Consider the following 15,314-nt stretch of genomic DNA (forward strand, 5'->3'; position numbering starts at 1 on the left):
ATGACGGCGTGTGGGCGCCGTAACGGGTAGGTCCACGGGTCAAGCCCGTGGATGACGGTGCTAGAAGGGTGTTACGACCGGACCACACCGACCGGCGCTTTCGCCGCCAAGCTCAACGCCGAAAACACCGGCGCGAAACACGGCCGGTCGATATACCGCCCAACCCCGCGCACCGTCCGCAATTCGCCCCGATGCCACACCACCTTGCCCTGGCTGATCGTGCTGGCGGCGAGGCCGGTGACCTCCATCCCCTCGTAGATGTTGAAATCCACCCGCTGATGATGGGTTTTCACTGAAATCGTCCGGCTGGCCGCAGGGTCCCACAGCACGAGATCGGCGTCGGCGCCGACAACCACAGCGCCTTTGCGCGGATGGATGTTGAAGATCTTCGCCGTATTGGTGGAGGTCACGGCCACGAATTCGCTCGGCGTCAGCCGGCCCGCGCGCACGCCGTGATGCCATAGGATGCTCATCCGGTCCTCGATCCCGCCGGTGCCGTTGGGAATGAGCGTGAAGTTCTCTCGCCCGGCCGCCTTTTGCGGCGCGCAGAAACAGCAGTGATCCGTCGCCGTGGTCTGCAACGCGCCGGAAGCGAGGCCGGCCCATAGCGCTTTCTGATGATGCTTCGGCCGGAAGGGCGGGCTCATCACATAGGCCGCCGCCGTCGCGAAATCCGGATTCTGATAGACGCTTTCGTCAATCACCAGATGCTGCGGCAGCACCTCGCCATAGACGCGCAAGCCCTTCGCACGGGCGCGGGCGATGGCATCCGTCGCCTCGGCGGTCGAGACATGGACGATATAGACCGGCGCGCCCAGCAGTTCCGCGATGGCGATTACCCGCTGCGCGGCCTCACCCTCCACCTCCGGCGGGCGGGACAGGGCATGGCCCTCAGGCCCGGTGATACCCATGGCGAGCAGCTTCTTTTGCATGAAGGCGACGGCCTCGCCGTTCTCAGCATGCACGTTGCAAATGGCGCCCAATTCCAGGGCGCGGGTGAAACTGTTCAGCATGATGCCGTCATCGACCATGATGGCGCCCTTGTAGGCCATGAAGTGCTTGAAACTATTGACCCCGTGGTCCCGCGTCAGGACCCCCATCTCCTCATGCACCTGATCTGACCAGCCGGTGATGGCGACGTGGAAGCTGTAATCGGTGGCCGATTTCTCGGCCCAGCCGCGCCAGGTTTTGAAGGCGTCGAGCAGTGACGCGCCGGGGGAGGGGATGACGAAATCGATGATCATCGTATTGCCGCCGGCGGCGCCCGCACTGGTGCCGGAGAAGAAGTCCTCGCTCGCCACCGTGCCCATGAAGGGCAGTTCCATATGAGTATGCGGATCGATTCCGCCCGGCATCACCAGCAATCCGCCGGCCTCCACCACCTCGGCGCCGGTTGGGGCCTCCAGATCGGGGCCGATCGCCTGGATCAGGCCGCCTTCGCAGAGCACATCGGCCCTGAACTGGCGCTCGGCGGTCACGATCTCGCCGCCACGAATGAGAAGGGACATGGCTTCCTCCGGTTCCGTCGATTTCGCCCGATGGTGGACCGGAGGCTGCGTTTAGGGAAGACCTGCCCCGATCCGTTGACACTCCGGTCCGGTTTCAGCAGCATCCCGCTTTGAGTGGCGAGGGGCCTGGATGTCGGAAGCGGTTGAAAGCGGGCTCACGCCTGGGCATGTCGCGGCCCGGCTGGGGGAGATGTCGGCGCCATTGAGGGCGGATGAGGCGCGGGTCGAATCGGACCGCTGCTATTTCTGTTTCGACGCGCCTTGTGTCGAAGCCTGCCCCACGGGGATCGATATTCCTGGTTTTATCGGCAAGATCGGCACCGGCAATGTGCGCGGTTCGGCAATTACCATCCTGGAGAGCAATATCTTCGGTGGCAGCTGCGCCCGCGTCTGCCCCACAGAAATCCTCTGCGAGGAGGTTTGCGTGCGGGAGAAGCAGGAGGGCAAGCCGGTGAGGATCGGCGCGCTTCAGCGTTTCGCGACGGATGCGCTGATGGCGACCGGTGAGCATCCCTTCACCCGCGCGGCCTCCACGGGCAAGCGCATCGCCGTCGTCGGCGCCGGTCCCGCGGGCCTCGCCTGTGCCCATCGCCTTGCGATGCTGGGCCATGACGTTGTGGTCTTCGAGGCGCGTCCGAAACCCGGCGGCCTCAATGAATACGGCATCGCCGCCTATAAGGTGATCGATGACTTCGCCCGGCGGGAGGTGGAGTTCATCCTCAAGATCGGCGGCATCACCATCGAATACGGCGTCGCCCTCGGCCCAAATCTGACCCTGGATCATTTGCGGACGAGTTTCGATGCGGTCTTCCTCGGCCTGGGTCTGGCGGATGCCAATGCCCTCGGCCTTCCTGGCGAGGATTTGCCGGGCGTCGAGGACGCCCTCGGCTTCATCGACTTGCTGCGCCAATCGCCGATGGCGGCGCAAGCGAAAGCGGTCGGCCCCGTCGTGGTTATCGGCGGCGGCAATACGGCCATCGATGCAGCGGCGCAGATCCGCAAGCTGGGCGCTGAGACGGTCACGCTCGTCTATCGCCGGGGGCCCGAGCATATGGGCGCCACCAAGGTCGAGCAGGATTGGGCGCAGACCAACGGCGTCGCGATTCGCCATTGGCTGGCGCCGGTGCTGATCGAGCCGGGCGTTGTGCATTTCGCCAAGACGCGGCTGGAAGATGGCCGGTTGGTCGTGACGAACGATATTCTGCCCATGCCCGCCGCGCGTGTGTTGAAGGCGGTCGGGCAGAGCTTTCGCGCCGATGCCGCCGTCGCGGCACTCGCCATCGCCAAGGGTCGCATCGTCATCGATGGCGACTACCGCACCTCGGTGCCGGGCATCTTCGCAGGCGGTGACTGCGTCGGTGTCGGGCAGGACCTGACCGTGCAGGCCGTGGCCCATGGGCGGGACGCCGCCCAGGCCATCCATCGCTCCCTTTCAGCCTGACCGTCGGAGACAGCAGATGGCAGACCTCTCCGTCAATTTCGCGGGCATTCGCTCCCCTAATCCCTTCTGGCTCGCCTCAGCGCCGCCGACCGATAAGGAATATAATGTCGTTCGCGCCCTGAAGGCGGGCTGGGGCGGCGTTGTGTGGAAAACGCTGGGCGAGGATCCGCCCATCGTCAATGTCTCCAGCCGTTACGGCGCCATCGGCTATGGCGGACGTCGTGTCATGGGCTTTAGCAATATCGAATTGATTACCGATCGTCCGCTGCATGTGAACCTGCGCGAGATCAAGTCCGTGAAACGGGACTTTCCCGATCGCGCCATCATCGTCAGCCTCATGGTGCCGTGTGAGGAGGAGGCCTGGAAGAAGATTCTGCCGCTCGTGGAAGAGACCGGCGCGGACGGGATCGAACTGAATTTCGGCTGCCCGCATGGCATGAGCGAGCGCGGCATGGGGGCCGCCGTGGGGCAGGTGCCGGAATACGTCGAAATGGTCACGCGTTGGTGCAAGCAGTATTCGCGCATGCCGGTGATCGTGAAACTCACACCGAATATCACGGATATTCTGCAACCGGCGCGGGGCGCGTGGCGTGGCGGCGCGGATGCCGTGTCGCTCATCAACACCATCACCTCCATCGTGTCCGTCGATCTCGACCTCATGGCGCCGACGCCGGTGGTCGGTGGCATGGGCACGCATGGCGGCTATTGCGGCCCGGCGGTGAAGCCCATCGCGCTGCGTATGGTCGCCGAGATTGCGCGCCAGAGTGACATGGCGGGGCTGCCCATCTCGGGCATCGGCGGCATCTCCACCTGGCGCGATGCGGCGGAGTTTATCGCCATGGGATCAGGCACGGTGCAGATCTGCACCGCCGCGATGCATCACGGCTTCCGCATCATCGAGGATCTGACCGAAGGCCTGTCTAATTGGATGGATTCGAAAGGCTATGATCGGCTCAAGGATTTTCAGGGCAAGGCGGTTCCGAATTTCGTTCATTGGGAAGACCTCAACATCAACTTCAAATCGCTGGCAAAGATCGACCAGGATTTGTGCATTCAATGCGGCCTCTGTCACATCGCCTGCGAGGATACGGCGCATCAGGCGATCGCCGCTTTGCGCCCCGATGGCCGCCGTCGCTATGAGGTGATCGACGAGGAATGCGTCGGCTGCAATCTGTGTTCCCATGTCTGCCCCGTCGAGAATTGCATTACGATGTATGAAGCGCCGACCGGGCTGCCCTTCAGCACCTGGAAGCAGCATGCGAACAATCCGATGCGCATCGATGCCGACCCCTTGACGACGAAAGCCCTTGCATGAGCCTCGCCTCTACTAATCTTGCCATCGACCCCGCGCGCCTGTGGGATACCATCATGGACACGGCGCGCATCGGCGCCACGGCTAAGGGCGGTATCAAGCGGCTGACGCTGACGGATCTCGATGCCGAGGTGCGGCGCTGGTTCATCGCCGCTTGCGAGGCGGTCGGGTGCACGATCACCATCGACGACATGGGCACTATCTTCGCGCGGCGTTCCGGCCGCGATAACAGCTTGCCGCCCATCGCCATCGGCAGTCATCTCGATACCCAGCCGACCGGCGGCAAGTATGACGGCATCATCGGCGTGCTCTCCGGTCTCGAACTGCTGCGCACACTGCGCGACGCCGGCTATGAGACAACGCATCCGATCGAAGTCATCAACTGGACGAATGAGGAGGGCTCGCGCTTCGCGCCCGCCATGCTCGCCTCCGGCGTTTTCGCCGGTGTCTTTACGAAGGAATGGGCCTATGCCCGCGCGGACCGTGACGGCCTGACCTTCGGCAATGAGCTGACAAGGATCGGCTTCGTGGGGCCAGAACCGGTCGGCCAGCATCCGCTCGCGGCGCATTTCGAAGTACATATCGAGCAAGGTCCCATTCTCGAAGCCCAGGACACCGTCATCGGCGTCGTCACGGGCGTACAAGGCATGCGCTGGTATGAAGTGACCGTCACCGGCACTGACAGCCATGCGGGTTCAACACCCATGACCCTGCGGCGCGATGCGCTGCTCGCCACGGCGCGCATGATCGAGGCGGTGAATACCATCGCGCTCGCCCATGCGCCGCTCGCCGTCGGTACCGTCGGACTGATCGAGGCGCGGCCCAATAGCCGCAACGTCATTCCTGGGGAAACTTTCTTCACCGTGGAATTCCGCCATCCCGATGATGCGCTGCTGGCAGTGATGGAGGCAGCGCTGTATACGGCGTTCGACCGTATCAGCGTCGCAAGCGATGTCGAGCATGTCGTCACCTGCATCTGGAATTCGCCCGCCGTGCATTTCGATGAGGATTGCATCAAAGCCGTGCGCAGCGCCGCCGTTCACGCCGGCCTTTCGCATCGCGACATCGTCTCCGGTGCCGGGCATGATTCCGCCTACATCGCAGCGGTTGCGCCGACATCGATGATCTTCGTGCCGTGTCTCAAGGGTATTTCCCATAACGAGCTTGAAAGCGCCGAGCCCGCGCATGTCGCGGCCGGTGCGCAGGTGCTGCTGCAAGCCGTGCTCGCGATGGACGCTCTGTTGACGGAGCGTCTCGGCGCGTGATCGACGCTCACGAGGTCGCCGTCGAGGCGGCCGGTTTATCGGTACGCTTCGGCGAGGGTGACACCGCAACCACGGCGCTCACCGACGTCGATCTCACCATCCGACGCGGCGATTTCGTCTCCCTGATCGGCCCGTCCGGTTGCGGCAAGACCACCTTGCTGCGCGCCATCGCGGATCTGGTGCGGCCGTCTGCCGGTACTCTGCGCGTCAATGGCATGACGCCGGAGGACGCGCGCCTCGCGCGGGCGTACGGTTATGTCTTTCAGGCGCCGGCTTTGCTGCCGTGGCGGACGGTGACGCGCAACGTGACCTTGCCGCTGGAGATCATCGGCATGTCGCAGGACAAGCGGCGGGCGGAGGCCGCGCATTATCTCGGTCTCGTCGGTCTGACGGATTTCGCACGGAAGTTTCCGTGGCAATTATCGGGCGGCATGCAGCAGCGCGTATCCATCGCGCGGGCGCTCAGCTTCAAGCCGAGCCTGTTGCTGATGGACGAGCCCTTCGGCGCATTGGATGAGATTACGCGTGACGGCCTCAATCTGCATTTGCACGAACTTTGGGCGCGCACCGGCCTGACGGGTGTTTTCGTGACGCATTCGATCCCCGAGGCGGTGTTTCTATCGACGCGCATCGTGGTGATGTCGGCGCGTCCGGGCCGCGTCGTGGAGGTCATTGAGAGCGATCTGCCGCGCGCGCGTCGGTTGGAGGATCGGGAGACATCTGCGTTTCTGGCGGTGTCCAAACGCGTGCGGGACGCGCTGCATCTGGGGTACGGGCATGAGTGAGCGCGCCACCCCGTCATGGTCGGCGAAGGCCGAGGATGACGGTTATTGATGAGCGCCTCCAAGAGCCTTCTCGCCCGCATCCTCCCCATCCCCACCATCCTCTTCGTGCTGCTCATCGTCTGGTACGCCGCTGCCGTCTGGCTCAACGCTCCCCAGGCGCGCGCCTTAATGGACCCCGATGCGCCCAGCGGCTTCTGGGCCGTGGCGCATGCGAGTTGGACGATGGACCGCCCGGTGCTGCCCGCCCCCGATCAGATCGTGACCGCCCTCTTCGACAGCGTCTTCGGCTATCCGCTCTCCTCACCGCGGAACCTGCTTCTCCAAGCGGGCTATACGGCCGAGGCTGCCGGCATCGGGCTGCTGTTCGGCCTGGTCTTCGGCATCGCGCTCGCTATCGGCATCATCCATATTCGCACCATGGATCGCTCGGTCATGCCCTGGGTGATCGCAAGCCAAACGATCCCCATCCTCGCCATCGCGCCCATGCTGGTCGTGGCGCTCGGCGTGCTCGGCATCACCGGTCTGACGCCCAAGGCCGCCATCGTTGCCTATCTCACCTTCTTTCCCGTCACCGTCGGCATGGTGAAGGGCTTCCGCACGCCCGATCCTTTGCAGCTCGACCTCATGCGCACCTATAGCGCCGGGCGCGCCACGGTCTTCGGCAAGCTGCGCTGGCCCGCCGCCATGGCCTTCCTCTTCCCGAGCCTGAAGGTTGCCGTGGCCCTAGCCGTCACCGGCGCCATCGTCGCGGAAATGCCGACCGGCGCGCAGGTCGGCCTCGGCGCGCGGTTGCTGGCGGGCAGCTATTACGGCCAGACCATGATGATGTGGAGCGCTTTGGTGATGGCGAGCCTGCTCGCGGTCTTCGGCCTCGTGCTCGTCTCCCTCGCCGAACGGGGCGTCATCGCCCTGCGAGGCGGCCGGCTGTGAAGCGCGGCGGGTCGCACTGGATCATCGGCGTGGCGGCCTTGCTGTTCTGCACGCTGTCGCGCACCCATGTGTCGAGCTTCCATGCCACGCCTTGGATTACGGCGGGGATTGCCGTGGTGCTGATGTTGACGGCGATGGCGCTCTTCGCGCGGGGCGACAGCCGGGCCGATCGGCTGGCCTCGCCCCTCCTGTTCGGCCTGCTGCTGCTCTGGCTGTGGGAAATGCTGGTCTTCGCCTTGCAGATCCCCTTCGTCATCCTGCCGCCGCCTTCCGCCATTGCCCTCGCAATCTGGAACCATCTGGCGATCCTGCGCATCGATTTCGAGCAGACCTATCTGCATGCGGTGGTGGCCGGTTATGCCATCGGCTGCGGTGCCGGCTTTTTGCTGGCGCTGGCGATAGACCGTTCGCCCTTCCTCCAGCGCGGATTGACGCCGCTTGGCAATCTCATCAGCGCCATGCCCATCATCGGCATCGCGCCCATCATGGTCATGTGGTTCGGGTTCGGTTGGCAGTCCAAGGCCGCCGTCGTCGTCTTGATGACGGTCTTCCCGATGCTGGTGAATACGCGCGCCGGCCTCGCCGAATACGGCGCCATGGAGCGGGACCTGATGCGCACCTATGCCGCCGGTTACTGGCAAACCCTGTGGCGCCTGCGCCTGCCGGCCGCCATGCCGCTGATCTTCAACGCCCTGAAGCTGAACTCCACGCTCGCTTTGATTGGTGCGGTGGTTGCGGAGTTTTTCGGCACGCCGACGCGCGGCATGGGGTTTCGTATTTCGACCGAGGCCGCGCGCATGAACCTCGATGTGGTCTGGGCCACGATCGCAGTGGCGGCCCTCGCTGGTTCCGTGAGCTTCGCACTGATCGCCATGATCGAGCGTGCCGTGACCTTCTGGCACCCGTCCTTGCGCGATGCCGAGGGGCGTTAGGGGCGTGCCCGTATATACCCTCGTCATCCACGGGCTTGACCCCCAGGCGGGGCGCCCGTGGATCCATGGGCGCCCATGGGCCCGCGCATCAAGTGCGCGGGTGACGATTTGGAATGGCATCGATCACCGTTGCACCATCTGTGCCTAGGTCGTTTGCGATCTTCCATTGCTCTGCGGCATCAATCTTGCTCACATACGGAGGCGAGGGCGTGACTGAGCGTTAACGAAATGAGGGAATGCAATGAAGAAACGACTGCTGGCGGCAACGGCCGCCGCGATGCTGGGTCTGGCGATGGCCTGGGCCGCGCCGGCTGCGCAAGCCGCCGATCCGCTGACGCTCCAGCTCAAATGGGTCACGCAAGGTCAGTTCGTGGGCTATTATGTCGCTCTGGCGAAGGGTTTCTATAAGGCCGAAGATCTCGACGTCACCATCAAGCCGGGCGGCCCCGACATCAATCCCGATCAGGTTCTGGCCGGCGGTGGCGCCGATGTGGTCATCGACTGGATGCCGTCGGCGCTAGCCACGCGCGAAAAGGGCGTGCCCATCGTCAATATTGCCCAGGTCTTTCAACATTCCGGCCTGGAACTGACCTGCCGGCGCGACAGCGGCATCAAGACCCCGACGGATTTCAAGGGCAAGACGCTCGGCGTCTGGTTCTCAGGAAATGAATATCCGTTTCTGTCCTGGATGGCGAAGCTCGGCTATTCCACCGATGGCGCGCATCCCGATGTCACCGTCCTGAAGCAGGGATTCAACGTCGATCCGCTGTTGCAGAAGCAAGCCGCCTGTATTTCGACCATGACCTACAATGAATACTGGCAATTGATCGAAGCCGGCATGAAGCCGGCGCAGCTCATCGTGTTCAAGTATCAGGCCGAGGATGTCGCGACGCTGGAGGACGGGCTCTATGTCCTGCAACCGACCCTCGATGATCCGGCCAAGGTCGCCCGTCTGGCGCGCTTCCTGAAGGCCTCAAAGCAGGGCTGGGATTACGCCGACAGCCATCAGGCCGAGGCTGTGAAGATCCTGCTGGCGGCCGATACAGCCGGAGTTCTGACCAAGGACCATCAGACCCGCATGGTGTCCGAAGTCGCCAAGCTGATCGGCAAGGACGGTTGGGGCTATCTGATCTCCGCCGATTACAATCGGACGGTGGATGAGCTTTTGTCCACCAAATCGACACCTGTGATTTCCAAGAAGCCGGAGGGTGCCTACACCCATGCGGTTTGGGACAAGGCTTTCAAGTAAGCCGCCTTTGGCCAAGCCCTGGCCCGATGCTTGCTTGGGATACGCCGCGTGAGAGCTCTTGCGTGGCGGCGCCGCGTAGCCGTAACACTATCGACATGTTACCGACCTGGGAGAATGAAACCATGATTACCAGACGTTCCGCCGCAGCTCTGCTCGCCGGCACCGCACTGAGTGTGGCAGTCGGCTTTCCGGGCCTTGCCCGGGCTGCTGACAAGACAATCATCATCGGCATCAACCTGCCGATCACGGGCTCTGACGCCGCTGGCGCGAAGCGCATGCTGAACGGCGCGCTGCTCGGCATCTCTCAGGCGAACGACGCCAACGAGGTTCCCGGCTACACGCTGAAGCCGATGATCCTGAATGATGCCACCGCGACGGCCGGCCAGTATGATCCGGCGCAGGCCGCGACCAATGCGCGCAAGATGGTCTCGACCGAAAACGTGCTCGCGGCGATCGGCCCCGAGATGAGCGGCTCGGCCAAGGCGATGACGCCGATCCTGAGCGAGGGCGACCTCACCATCATCACGCCGTCGGCCACCAACCCCGATCTGACGAACCCGCAATTCGCGGCGCAGTACATTCCGGGCGGCAAGACGGTCTTCTTCCGCACCGTGACGACCGATGCGTTCCAGGGCCCGAACATGGCCAATTTCTATGCCGAGACCCTCAAGGTCAAAAGCGTCTATATTCTGGATGACAGCGGCGCCTATGGCGTCGGTCTCGCCGATGCCTTCCAGAAGCAGTGCGTGGCCAAGGGCATCAAAGTGCTTGGCCGTGACCGGCTCGACCCGACGGCCTCCGACTACACCTCCGTTCTGACGAAGATCAAGTCGCTCAGCGCAGAGTCTCTCTATTACGGCGGCGTCGCTGGCGCTGGCGTGAAGGTGGTGAAGGAATCCTACGGCATCATCCCGAACATTCCCAAGGGCGCCGGCGACGGCATGTACAGCCCGGACGTGACGACGGGCGCGGGCTTCCCGGCGGCCGAGGGCTGGTATGTGACCAATGCCTCACCGCATGTCACCGACGACCCCAAGGTGACCAACTGGGTCAATGCCTATACCTCGAAGTTCAACGATTCGCCGGACGACTATGCCATCACTTCCTATGACGGCGTGCTGGTCATTCTGGCCGCGCTGAAGAAGGTGACGGCCGCCGGTGAGACGCCGACGCGCGAGAATATCCGTGCCGCCATCGCCGGTTCGACCGTGCCGACGCTGCAAGGCCCGGTGTCCTTCGACAAGTTTGGCGACATCACGCAACGCGTCGTCAGCGTCTTCAAGATCACGCATGATCCGAAGTTCCCGCTCGACGATGCCAACCATCAGTTCGCCTATGTCGGCGTCGCGCCGCAGAGCTGAGTTTTCTTGATTGAATTGGGGGCGTTCTGCTGCATGGAACGCCCCCTTTATTCGGCGCTCGGCTCGGGTTGGACGGACGATCATCATCCAGCCCGGCAGCGCCTCATCCGATCGCCGAACATTCGGCCCGTCGCGGTTTGGCGGAATGTGCTGCGCTTTTCCGCCCTACGATGTGTCACTTTTCGTAGGGCGGAAAAGCGAAGCGTATTCCGCCATCCTGCTCTCCTTTCTCTGTAGCGCCGGGATCACAACCAGATGACGCCCTTAGACCTTTTCCTTCAGCAGCTCATCAACGGCCTCAGTCTCGGCTCGATGTATGCCTTGCTCGCCCTCGGCTTCACGATTGTCTATGGCATCATGGAGCTGATCAACTTTTCCCATTTCAACGTCTTCATGATCGGCTCCTTCGTCGCCATGGGCGTGCTGCATGCCTTCGGCATCGATGGCCAGGGCGTCTTCATGTATGGCCTGCCGCTGATCGGCACGCTGCTGGTGACGCTGGTCGTTACCATGCTCGCCTGCGGCGCGCTGGGCATCGGCATCGAGAGGCTGACCTTGCGGCCGCTGCGCGGCGTGCAGGGCCCGATGGCCATGATCACCACCATCGGCATCTCCTACGTTCTGTCCAATGCCGTCATGCTGACGATGGGCGCGAATACCAAGAACTTTCCCAATCCGATTCCGCCTTGGACGATCCATATCGGCACCGCGCAGATCACCGTCTTCCAGCTCATCATCTGGGCGATGTCGGTCATTCTGATGGGCGGCCTCTATGTCTTCGTCCAGCGCAGCAAGCTCGGCAAGGCGATGCGCGCGACGGCGCAGGACCCCGATGCCGCCCTGATGATGGGCGTTGAGGTTAATCGCGTCATCAGCACGGCCTTCTTTCTGGGCTCGGCCTTGGCCGGTGCGGCCGGTTTCATCTTTGGCCTCTACTACAACTTCACCAATTTCGGCATCGGCTTTTCGGCCGGCTTGCGCGCCTTCACGGCGGCCGTGCTCGGCGGTATCGGCAATATCCCGGGCGCGATGCTCGGCGGTATTCTCATCGGCCTGATCGAAGCCATGGCGGGCCAATATGTCGGCGCCAAATGGGCCGATGTCATCATCTTTTCCCTGCTGGTGTTGGTGCTGATCTGCCGCCCCGCTGGTCTGCTGGGGCGCCTCGCGCCCACCAAGTCCTGAAGGGAGCAGCACGCATGGACACGATTTCCGACGCCAAGCCAGGACATGACAATACCAATTCCCTGCCGATGGTCGAGCCGCCGCCGCGCGGCTGGGCGCGCTTCAGCGCACCCTTCGACAAGCCCGAAGTGCGCTTCGGCACCATCGCCCTCATCGCCGTGCTGGCCATGGCCTTTCCGCTCATCGGCGGTCAGGCCAATATCGATGCCGCCGGCAATGCCACGGCCTATGCCTGCCTCGCCCTCGGCCTCAATATCGTGGTCGGTTTCGCGGGCCTGCTCGATTTGGGCTACGCCGCCTTCTTTGCCATCGGCGCCTATTCCTTCGGCATCCTGACCTCCTGGCAGCTAACACCCGAATGGAGCGGCTTCTGGTCGCCCTTCGCCTTCCTGGGGCTGGTGCAGAAGGTGGTGCAGAACGGGCAGGCCATCGTCCACTTCACCGTCTCCTTCTGGATCATGCTGCCGCTGTCCGGCGTCATCGCCGCGTTCTTTGGCGTGCTGTTCGGCGCCCCCACCCTGCGCCTGCGCGGCGACTACCTCGCCATCGTGACCCTCGGCTTCGGTGAAATCGTGCCGATCGTCGCCCGCAACTGGACCGGCCTGACCAATGGCGCAGCCGGCCTCAACGGCATCGCGAGCCCGACGCTGTTCCACTATCGCTTCGGGATCGACGCGACGCCCTATTACTATGTCGGGTTGATCCTGGTGGCCTTCCTGATCTTCGCCAGCACCCGCCTGCGGGACAGCCGGATCGGCCGCGCCTGGATGGCTCTGCGGGATGATGAGATCGCGGCGAGTGCGATGGGCATCAATCTGACGCGCTTCAAGCTGCTTGCCTTCGGCATCGGCGCCGGTTTCGCCGGCATGGCCGGCACCTTCTACGTCGCCAAGCTGCAGACGGCGACGCCGGATATGTTCGGCTTCCCGGTCTCCGTCATGATCCTCGTCATGGTCGTGCTCGGCGGCCTCGGCAGCGTCTGGGGCGTGGTGCTTGGCGCGGTGCTGTTGCAGCTCCTGCAATCCTGGTTCCTCGAAGACCTGTCGCAATGGGTCAATGCCCTGGGCGATGCGCTGCACAACAACTATCTCAGCACGATCGATCTGACCCAGGCGAGTGAGCTGATCTTCGGCATCATTCTGGTGGCGATGATGCTGTATCGGCGCCAGGGTCTCATTCCCGCGACGCGGCGCCAACGCGCGCTCTCTTTCGACCAGCAGCACGCGACCGTGCAGATGCAGAAGCGGGCAGGGGACGTCACGCTGTCGCAGATCGGGGGCGAAAACTACATCCATCCGCCGGGTGCGCTGCCGATGCTGGAGATCAATGACGTCACCGTCCGCTTCGGCGGTCTCGTCGCCCTCAACAAGATCAATATCACCGTGCCGGCGGGCAGCGTCGTCGCCGTCATCGGCCCGAACGGCTCGGGCAAATCGACCTTGTTCAATACCATCACTGGCCTGACTCGGGCGGGCGAGGGCAGCATCCTGTTCAATGGCGAGGAGATTCTGGGCCTGCCGCCGCATGAGATTCTGAAGCTCGGCATCGCCCGCACCTTCCAGAACATCCGACTGTTCGGCACGCTGACGGTGGCCGAGAACATTCTCGTCGGCCAGCATGCACGGCTGAAAAGCGGGCCCTTCTCGGCCATCTTCCGGTCGCCGAAATCCTTGCCCGAGGAGAAGGCGGCGCGCGCCTGGGTGCTGGAAATCGCCCAGGTCTTCGGCAACCGGCTGGTGCCGCGCCTCACCCAGACAGTGGTCGGCCTGTCCTACGCCAACCGCCGCCGCGTCGAGATTTCGCGCGCCCTGGCTTCACGCCCGCGGCTGTTGCTGCTCGACGAACCGACGGCGGGCATGAACACCTCCGAATCGCTCGAACTTGCCGAGCAGATCAAGGGGCTGCATGCCCTCGGCCTCACCATCCTCATCATTGAGCACAAGCTCGATGTCGTGACGCGCATCGCCGACAAGGTGATCGTGCTCGACCACGGCGTGAAGCTCACCGAAGGCTTGCCGGATGAAGTCCGCAAGAACGAAGAGGTGCTCACCGCCTATCTCGGCCGGGGGGCCGCATCCCATGCTTGAGTTCCGCAACGTCAATACCTACTACGGCGATCTGCACGTTCTGAAGAACGTCAATTACAACCTCGGTGCGGGCGAAATCATCTGCCTGCTCGGCGGCAATGCCTGCGGCAAATCGACGACCATGAAGACCATCATGGGCATCGTCCGCCCGACGAGCGGGGAGGTCATTTTCGAGGGCCAGCGCATCGACAAGCTGTCGACGGCCGAGCGCGTGCGGCGCGGCATCGCGCCGGTGCTGGAAGCCCGCCGGCTGTTCCCGCGCATGACGGTGTTCGAAAATCTGGAGATGGGCGCCTATACCCGCAAGAAGGGCGCGGAGTTCAACCAGGATCTGGAGCGCGTCTATGAGCTGTTCCCGCGCGTCAAGGAACGGCGCGAGCAGCAGGCCGGCACGTTGTCGGGCGGCGAGCAGCAGATGGTGGCCATCGGGCGCGCGCTGATGGCGCGGCCGAAGCTCATCTGCATGGATGAGCCGTCGATGGGTCTGTCGCCGCTTTTCGTGGAACAGACTTTCGAGACGATCCAGCACATCAACCGGCAGGGCGTGACCATCTTCATGGTCGAGCAGAATGCGGCGATGGCGCTGTCCATCGCGCATCGTGCCTATGTCTTGCAGACCGGCGTCGTGGTGTTGTCGGGTCCGGCGTCGGAACTGCGCGAGAACGAGCAGATCAAGTCGGCCTATCTCGGCGAGATGACGGTTGAGGCGCCCGTCGCCGCCTGATACAGGCGGCACATGACGACGCTCTATATTGACGGTGATGCCTGCCCGGTGCGCGAGGAAGCCTATCGGGTGGCGGAGCGCTTTGGCCTTGAGGTGTTCGTGGTCGCCAATGGATCACGCCCCATTCGCCCCACGGGCCGCCCGAACGTTCAGCTCATCACAGTCGATGCCGGTGCGGATGTCGCGGATGACTGGATCGCCGATCGCATGACCGCCACGGATGTCTGCGTGACATCCGACATTCCGCTTGCCTCGCGCTGCCTCGCCAAGGGCGGTCGTGCGCTGTCGCCGAAAGGGCATCACTGGACGCCGGATAATATCGGCAGCGCGCTGGCGGGCAGGGCGGTGGCGGAGCATTTGCGCGCCACCGGCATCAATACGGGCGGCCCGGCATCGCTGACGAAGGACGACCGCTCGCGGTTCCTGTCGGCGCTCGACGCCGCCATCCAGGCCGCCCGCAAGCCGGCTCCACCGAAGATGATGGTGCCGCCCGGCGGGTTTTAGCCAATCCGGTTGTCGGCCCGTAGGGCGGAAA

General features: G+C 63.7%; 13 protein-coding genes. 12 read left to right on the plus strand and 1 reads right to left on the minus strand.

Features of this window, described 5'->3' with window-relative positions:
- Positions 1 to 71 precede the first annotated feature (71 nt).
- Positions 72 to 1,508 (minus strand): dihydropyrimidinase, encoded by a 1,437-nt coding sequence (hydA, locus tag QP803_RS06295; RefSeq protein WP_284946933.1) that lies wholly within the window; start codon positions 1,506 to 1,508, stop codon positions 72 to 74.
- A gap of 130 nt (positions 1,509 to 1,638) precedes the next feature.
- Here hydA and QP803_RS06300 point away from each other — a divergent pair, with 130 nt between their 5' ends.
- From QP803_RS06300 to QP803_RS06355, 12 genes are all read left to right on the plus strand, one after another.
- Positions 1,639 to 2,949, plus strand: coding sequence for an NAD(P)-dependent oxidoreductase (locus QP803_RS06300; RefSeq protein WP_350356069.1), 1,311 nt, complete (start codon positions 1,639 to 1,641; stop codon positions 2,947 to 2,949).
- Between the two features lie 16 nt (positions 2,950 to 2,965).
- Positions 2,966 to 4,264, plus strand: a complete 1,299-nt coding sequence (gene preA, locus QP803_RS06305) for an NAD-dependent dihydropyrimidine dehydrogenase subunit PreA (RefSeq protein ID WP_284946934.1) — start codon at positions 2,966 to 2,968, stop codon at positions 4,262 to 4,264.
- Complete coding sequence (locus QP803_RS06310) at positions 4,261 to 5,526, plus strand: Zn-dependent hydrolase (protein ID WP_284946935.1); 1,266 nt, start codon at positions 4,261 to 4,263, stop codon at positions 5,524 to 5,526. Before preA ends, QP803_RS06310 begins: the two co-directional genes overlap by 4 nt.
- The gene (locus QP803_RS06315; RefSeq protein ID WP_284946936.1) at positions 5,523 to 6,311 is read left to right on the plus strand and encodes an ABC transporter ATP-binding protein; all 789 of its coding nucleotides are present in this window, start codon (positions 5,523 to 5,525) and stop codon (positions 6,309 to 6,311) included. The genes QP803_RS06310 and QP803_RS06315 overlap by 4 nt, the downstream gene beginning before the upstream one ends.
- A 48-nt stretch (positions 6,312 to 6,359) precedes the next feature.
- A complete protein-coding gene (locus tag QP803_RS06320) occupies positions 6,360 to 7,241 on the plus strand; it encodes an ABC transporter permease (RefSeq protein WP_284946937.1) in 882 nt (293 codons plus the stop codon).
- Positions 7,238 to 8,173 (plus strand): ABC transporter permease, encoded by a 936-nt coding sequence (locus QP803_RS06325; RefSeq protein ID WP_284946938.1) that lies wholly within the window; start codon positions 7,238 to 7,240, stop codon positions 8,171 to 8,173. Before QP803_RS06320 ends, QP803_RS06325 begins: the two co-directional genes overlap by 4 nt.
- Positions 8,174 to 8,414: 241 nt before the next feature.
- Positions 8,415 to 9,422 carry an ABC transporter substrate-binding protein gene (locus QP803_RS06330; protein ID WP_284946939.1) on the plus strand — a complete coding sequence of 336 codons (1,008 nt, stop codon included), beginning with the start codon at positions 8,415 to 8,417 and terminating at the stop codon, positions 9,420 to 9,422.
- A 122-nt stretch (positions 9,423 to 9,544) separates the two neighbouring features.
- Positions 9,545 to 10,783: a branched-chain amino acid ABC transporter substrate-binding protein gene (locus QP803_RS06335; protein ID WP_284946940.1), complete on the plus strand. Its 1,239-nt coding sequence runs from the start codon at positions 9,545 to 9,547 to the stop codon at positions 10,781 to 10,783.
- A gap of 255 nt (positions 10,784 to 11,038) precedes the next feature.
- Complete coding sequence (locus QP803_RS06340; protein WP_284946941.1) at positions 11,039 to 11,968, plus strand: branched-chain amino acid ABC transporter permease; 930 nt, start codon at positions 11,039 to 11,041, stop codon at positions 11,966 to 11,968.
- Positions 11,969 to 11,982: 14 nt separating this feature from the next.
- Positions 11,983 to 14,055 carry a branched-chain amino acid ABC transporter ATP-binding protein/permease gene (locus QP803_RS06345; RefSeq protein WP_284946942.1) on the plus strand — a complete coding sequence of 691 codons (2,073 nt, stop codon included), beginning with the start codon at positions 11,983 to 11,985 and terminating at the stop codon, positions 14,053 to 14,055.
- Positions 14,048 to 14,779, plus strand: a complete 732-nt coding sequence (locus QP803_RS06350) for an ABC transporter ATP-binding protein (protein ID WP_284946943.1) — start codon at positions 14,048 to 14,050, stop codon at positions 14,777 to 14,779. Before QP803_RS06345 ends, QP803_RS06350 begins: the two co-directional genes overlap by 8 nt.
- Before the next feature lie 12 nt (positions 14,780 to 14,791).
- Positions 14,792 to 15,283, plus strand: coding sequence for a YaiI/YqxD family protein (locus QP803_RS06355; protein WP_284946944.1), 492 nt, complete (start codon positions 14,792 to 14,794; stop codon positions 15,281 to 15,283).
- Positions 15,284 to 15,314 lie beyond the last annotated feature (31 nt).

This window comes from Acidisoma sp. PAMC 29798 (genome assembly GCF_030252425.1).
GTDB classification, from domain to species: Bacteria; Pseudomonadota; Alphaproteobacteria; order Acetobacterales; family Acetobacteraceae; genus Acidisoma; species Acidisoma cladoniae.

What these genes read in the sequence shown, in the direction of transcription:
- QP803_RS06340 (WP_284946941.1), top strand. Translation starts at nt 11,039, where the DNA reads ATGACGCCCTTAGACCTTTTCCTTCAGCAGCTCATCAACGGCCTCAGT.
- QP803_RS06300 (WP_350356069.1), top strand. Translation starts at nt 1,639, where the DNA reads ATGTCGGAAGCGGTTGAAAGCGGGCTCACGCCTGGGCATGTCGCGGCC.
- QP803_RS06345 (WP_284946942.1), top strand. Translation starts at nt 11,983, where the DNA reads ATGGACACGATTTCCGACGCCAAGCCAGGACATGACAATACCAATTCC.
- QP803_RS06350 (WP_284946943.1), top strand. Translation starts at nt 14,048, where the DNA reads ATGCTTGAGTTCCGCAACGTCAATACCTACTACGGCGATCTGCACGTT.
- QP803_RS06355 (WP_284946944.1), top strand. Translation starts at nt 14,792, where the DNA reads ATGACGACGCTCTATATTGACGGTGATGCCTGCCCGGTGCGCGAGGAA.
- preA (WP_284946934.1), top strand. Translation starts at nt 2,966, where the DNA reads ATGGCAGACCTCTCCGTCAATTTCGCGGGCATTCGCTCCCCTAATCCC.
- QP803_RS06320 (WP_284946937.1), top strand. Translation starts at nt 6,360, where the DNA reads ATGAGCGCCTCCAAGAGCCTTCTCGCCCGCATCCTCCCCATCCCCACC.
- hydA (WP_284946933.1), bottom strand. Translation starts at nt 1,508, where the DNA reads ATGTCCCTTCTCATTCGTGGCGGCGAGATCGTGACCGCCGAGCGCCAG.
- QP803_RS06330 (WP_284946939.1), top strand. Translation starts at nt 8,415, where the DNA reads ATGAAGAAACGACTGCTGGCGGCAACGGCCGCCGCGATGCTGGGTCTG.
- QP803_RS06335 (WP_284946940.1), top strand. Translation starts at nt 9,545, where the DNA reads ATGATTACCAGACGTTCCGCCGCAGCTCTGCTCGCCGGCACCGCACTG.
- QP803_RS06310 (WP_284946935.1), top strand. Translation starts at nt 4,261, where the DNA reads ATGAGCCTCGCCTCTACTAATCTTGCCATCGACCCCGCGCGCCTGTGG.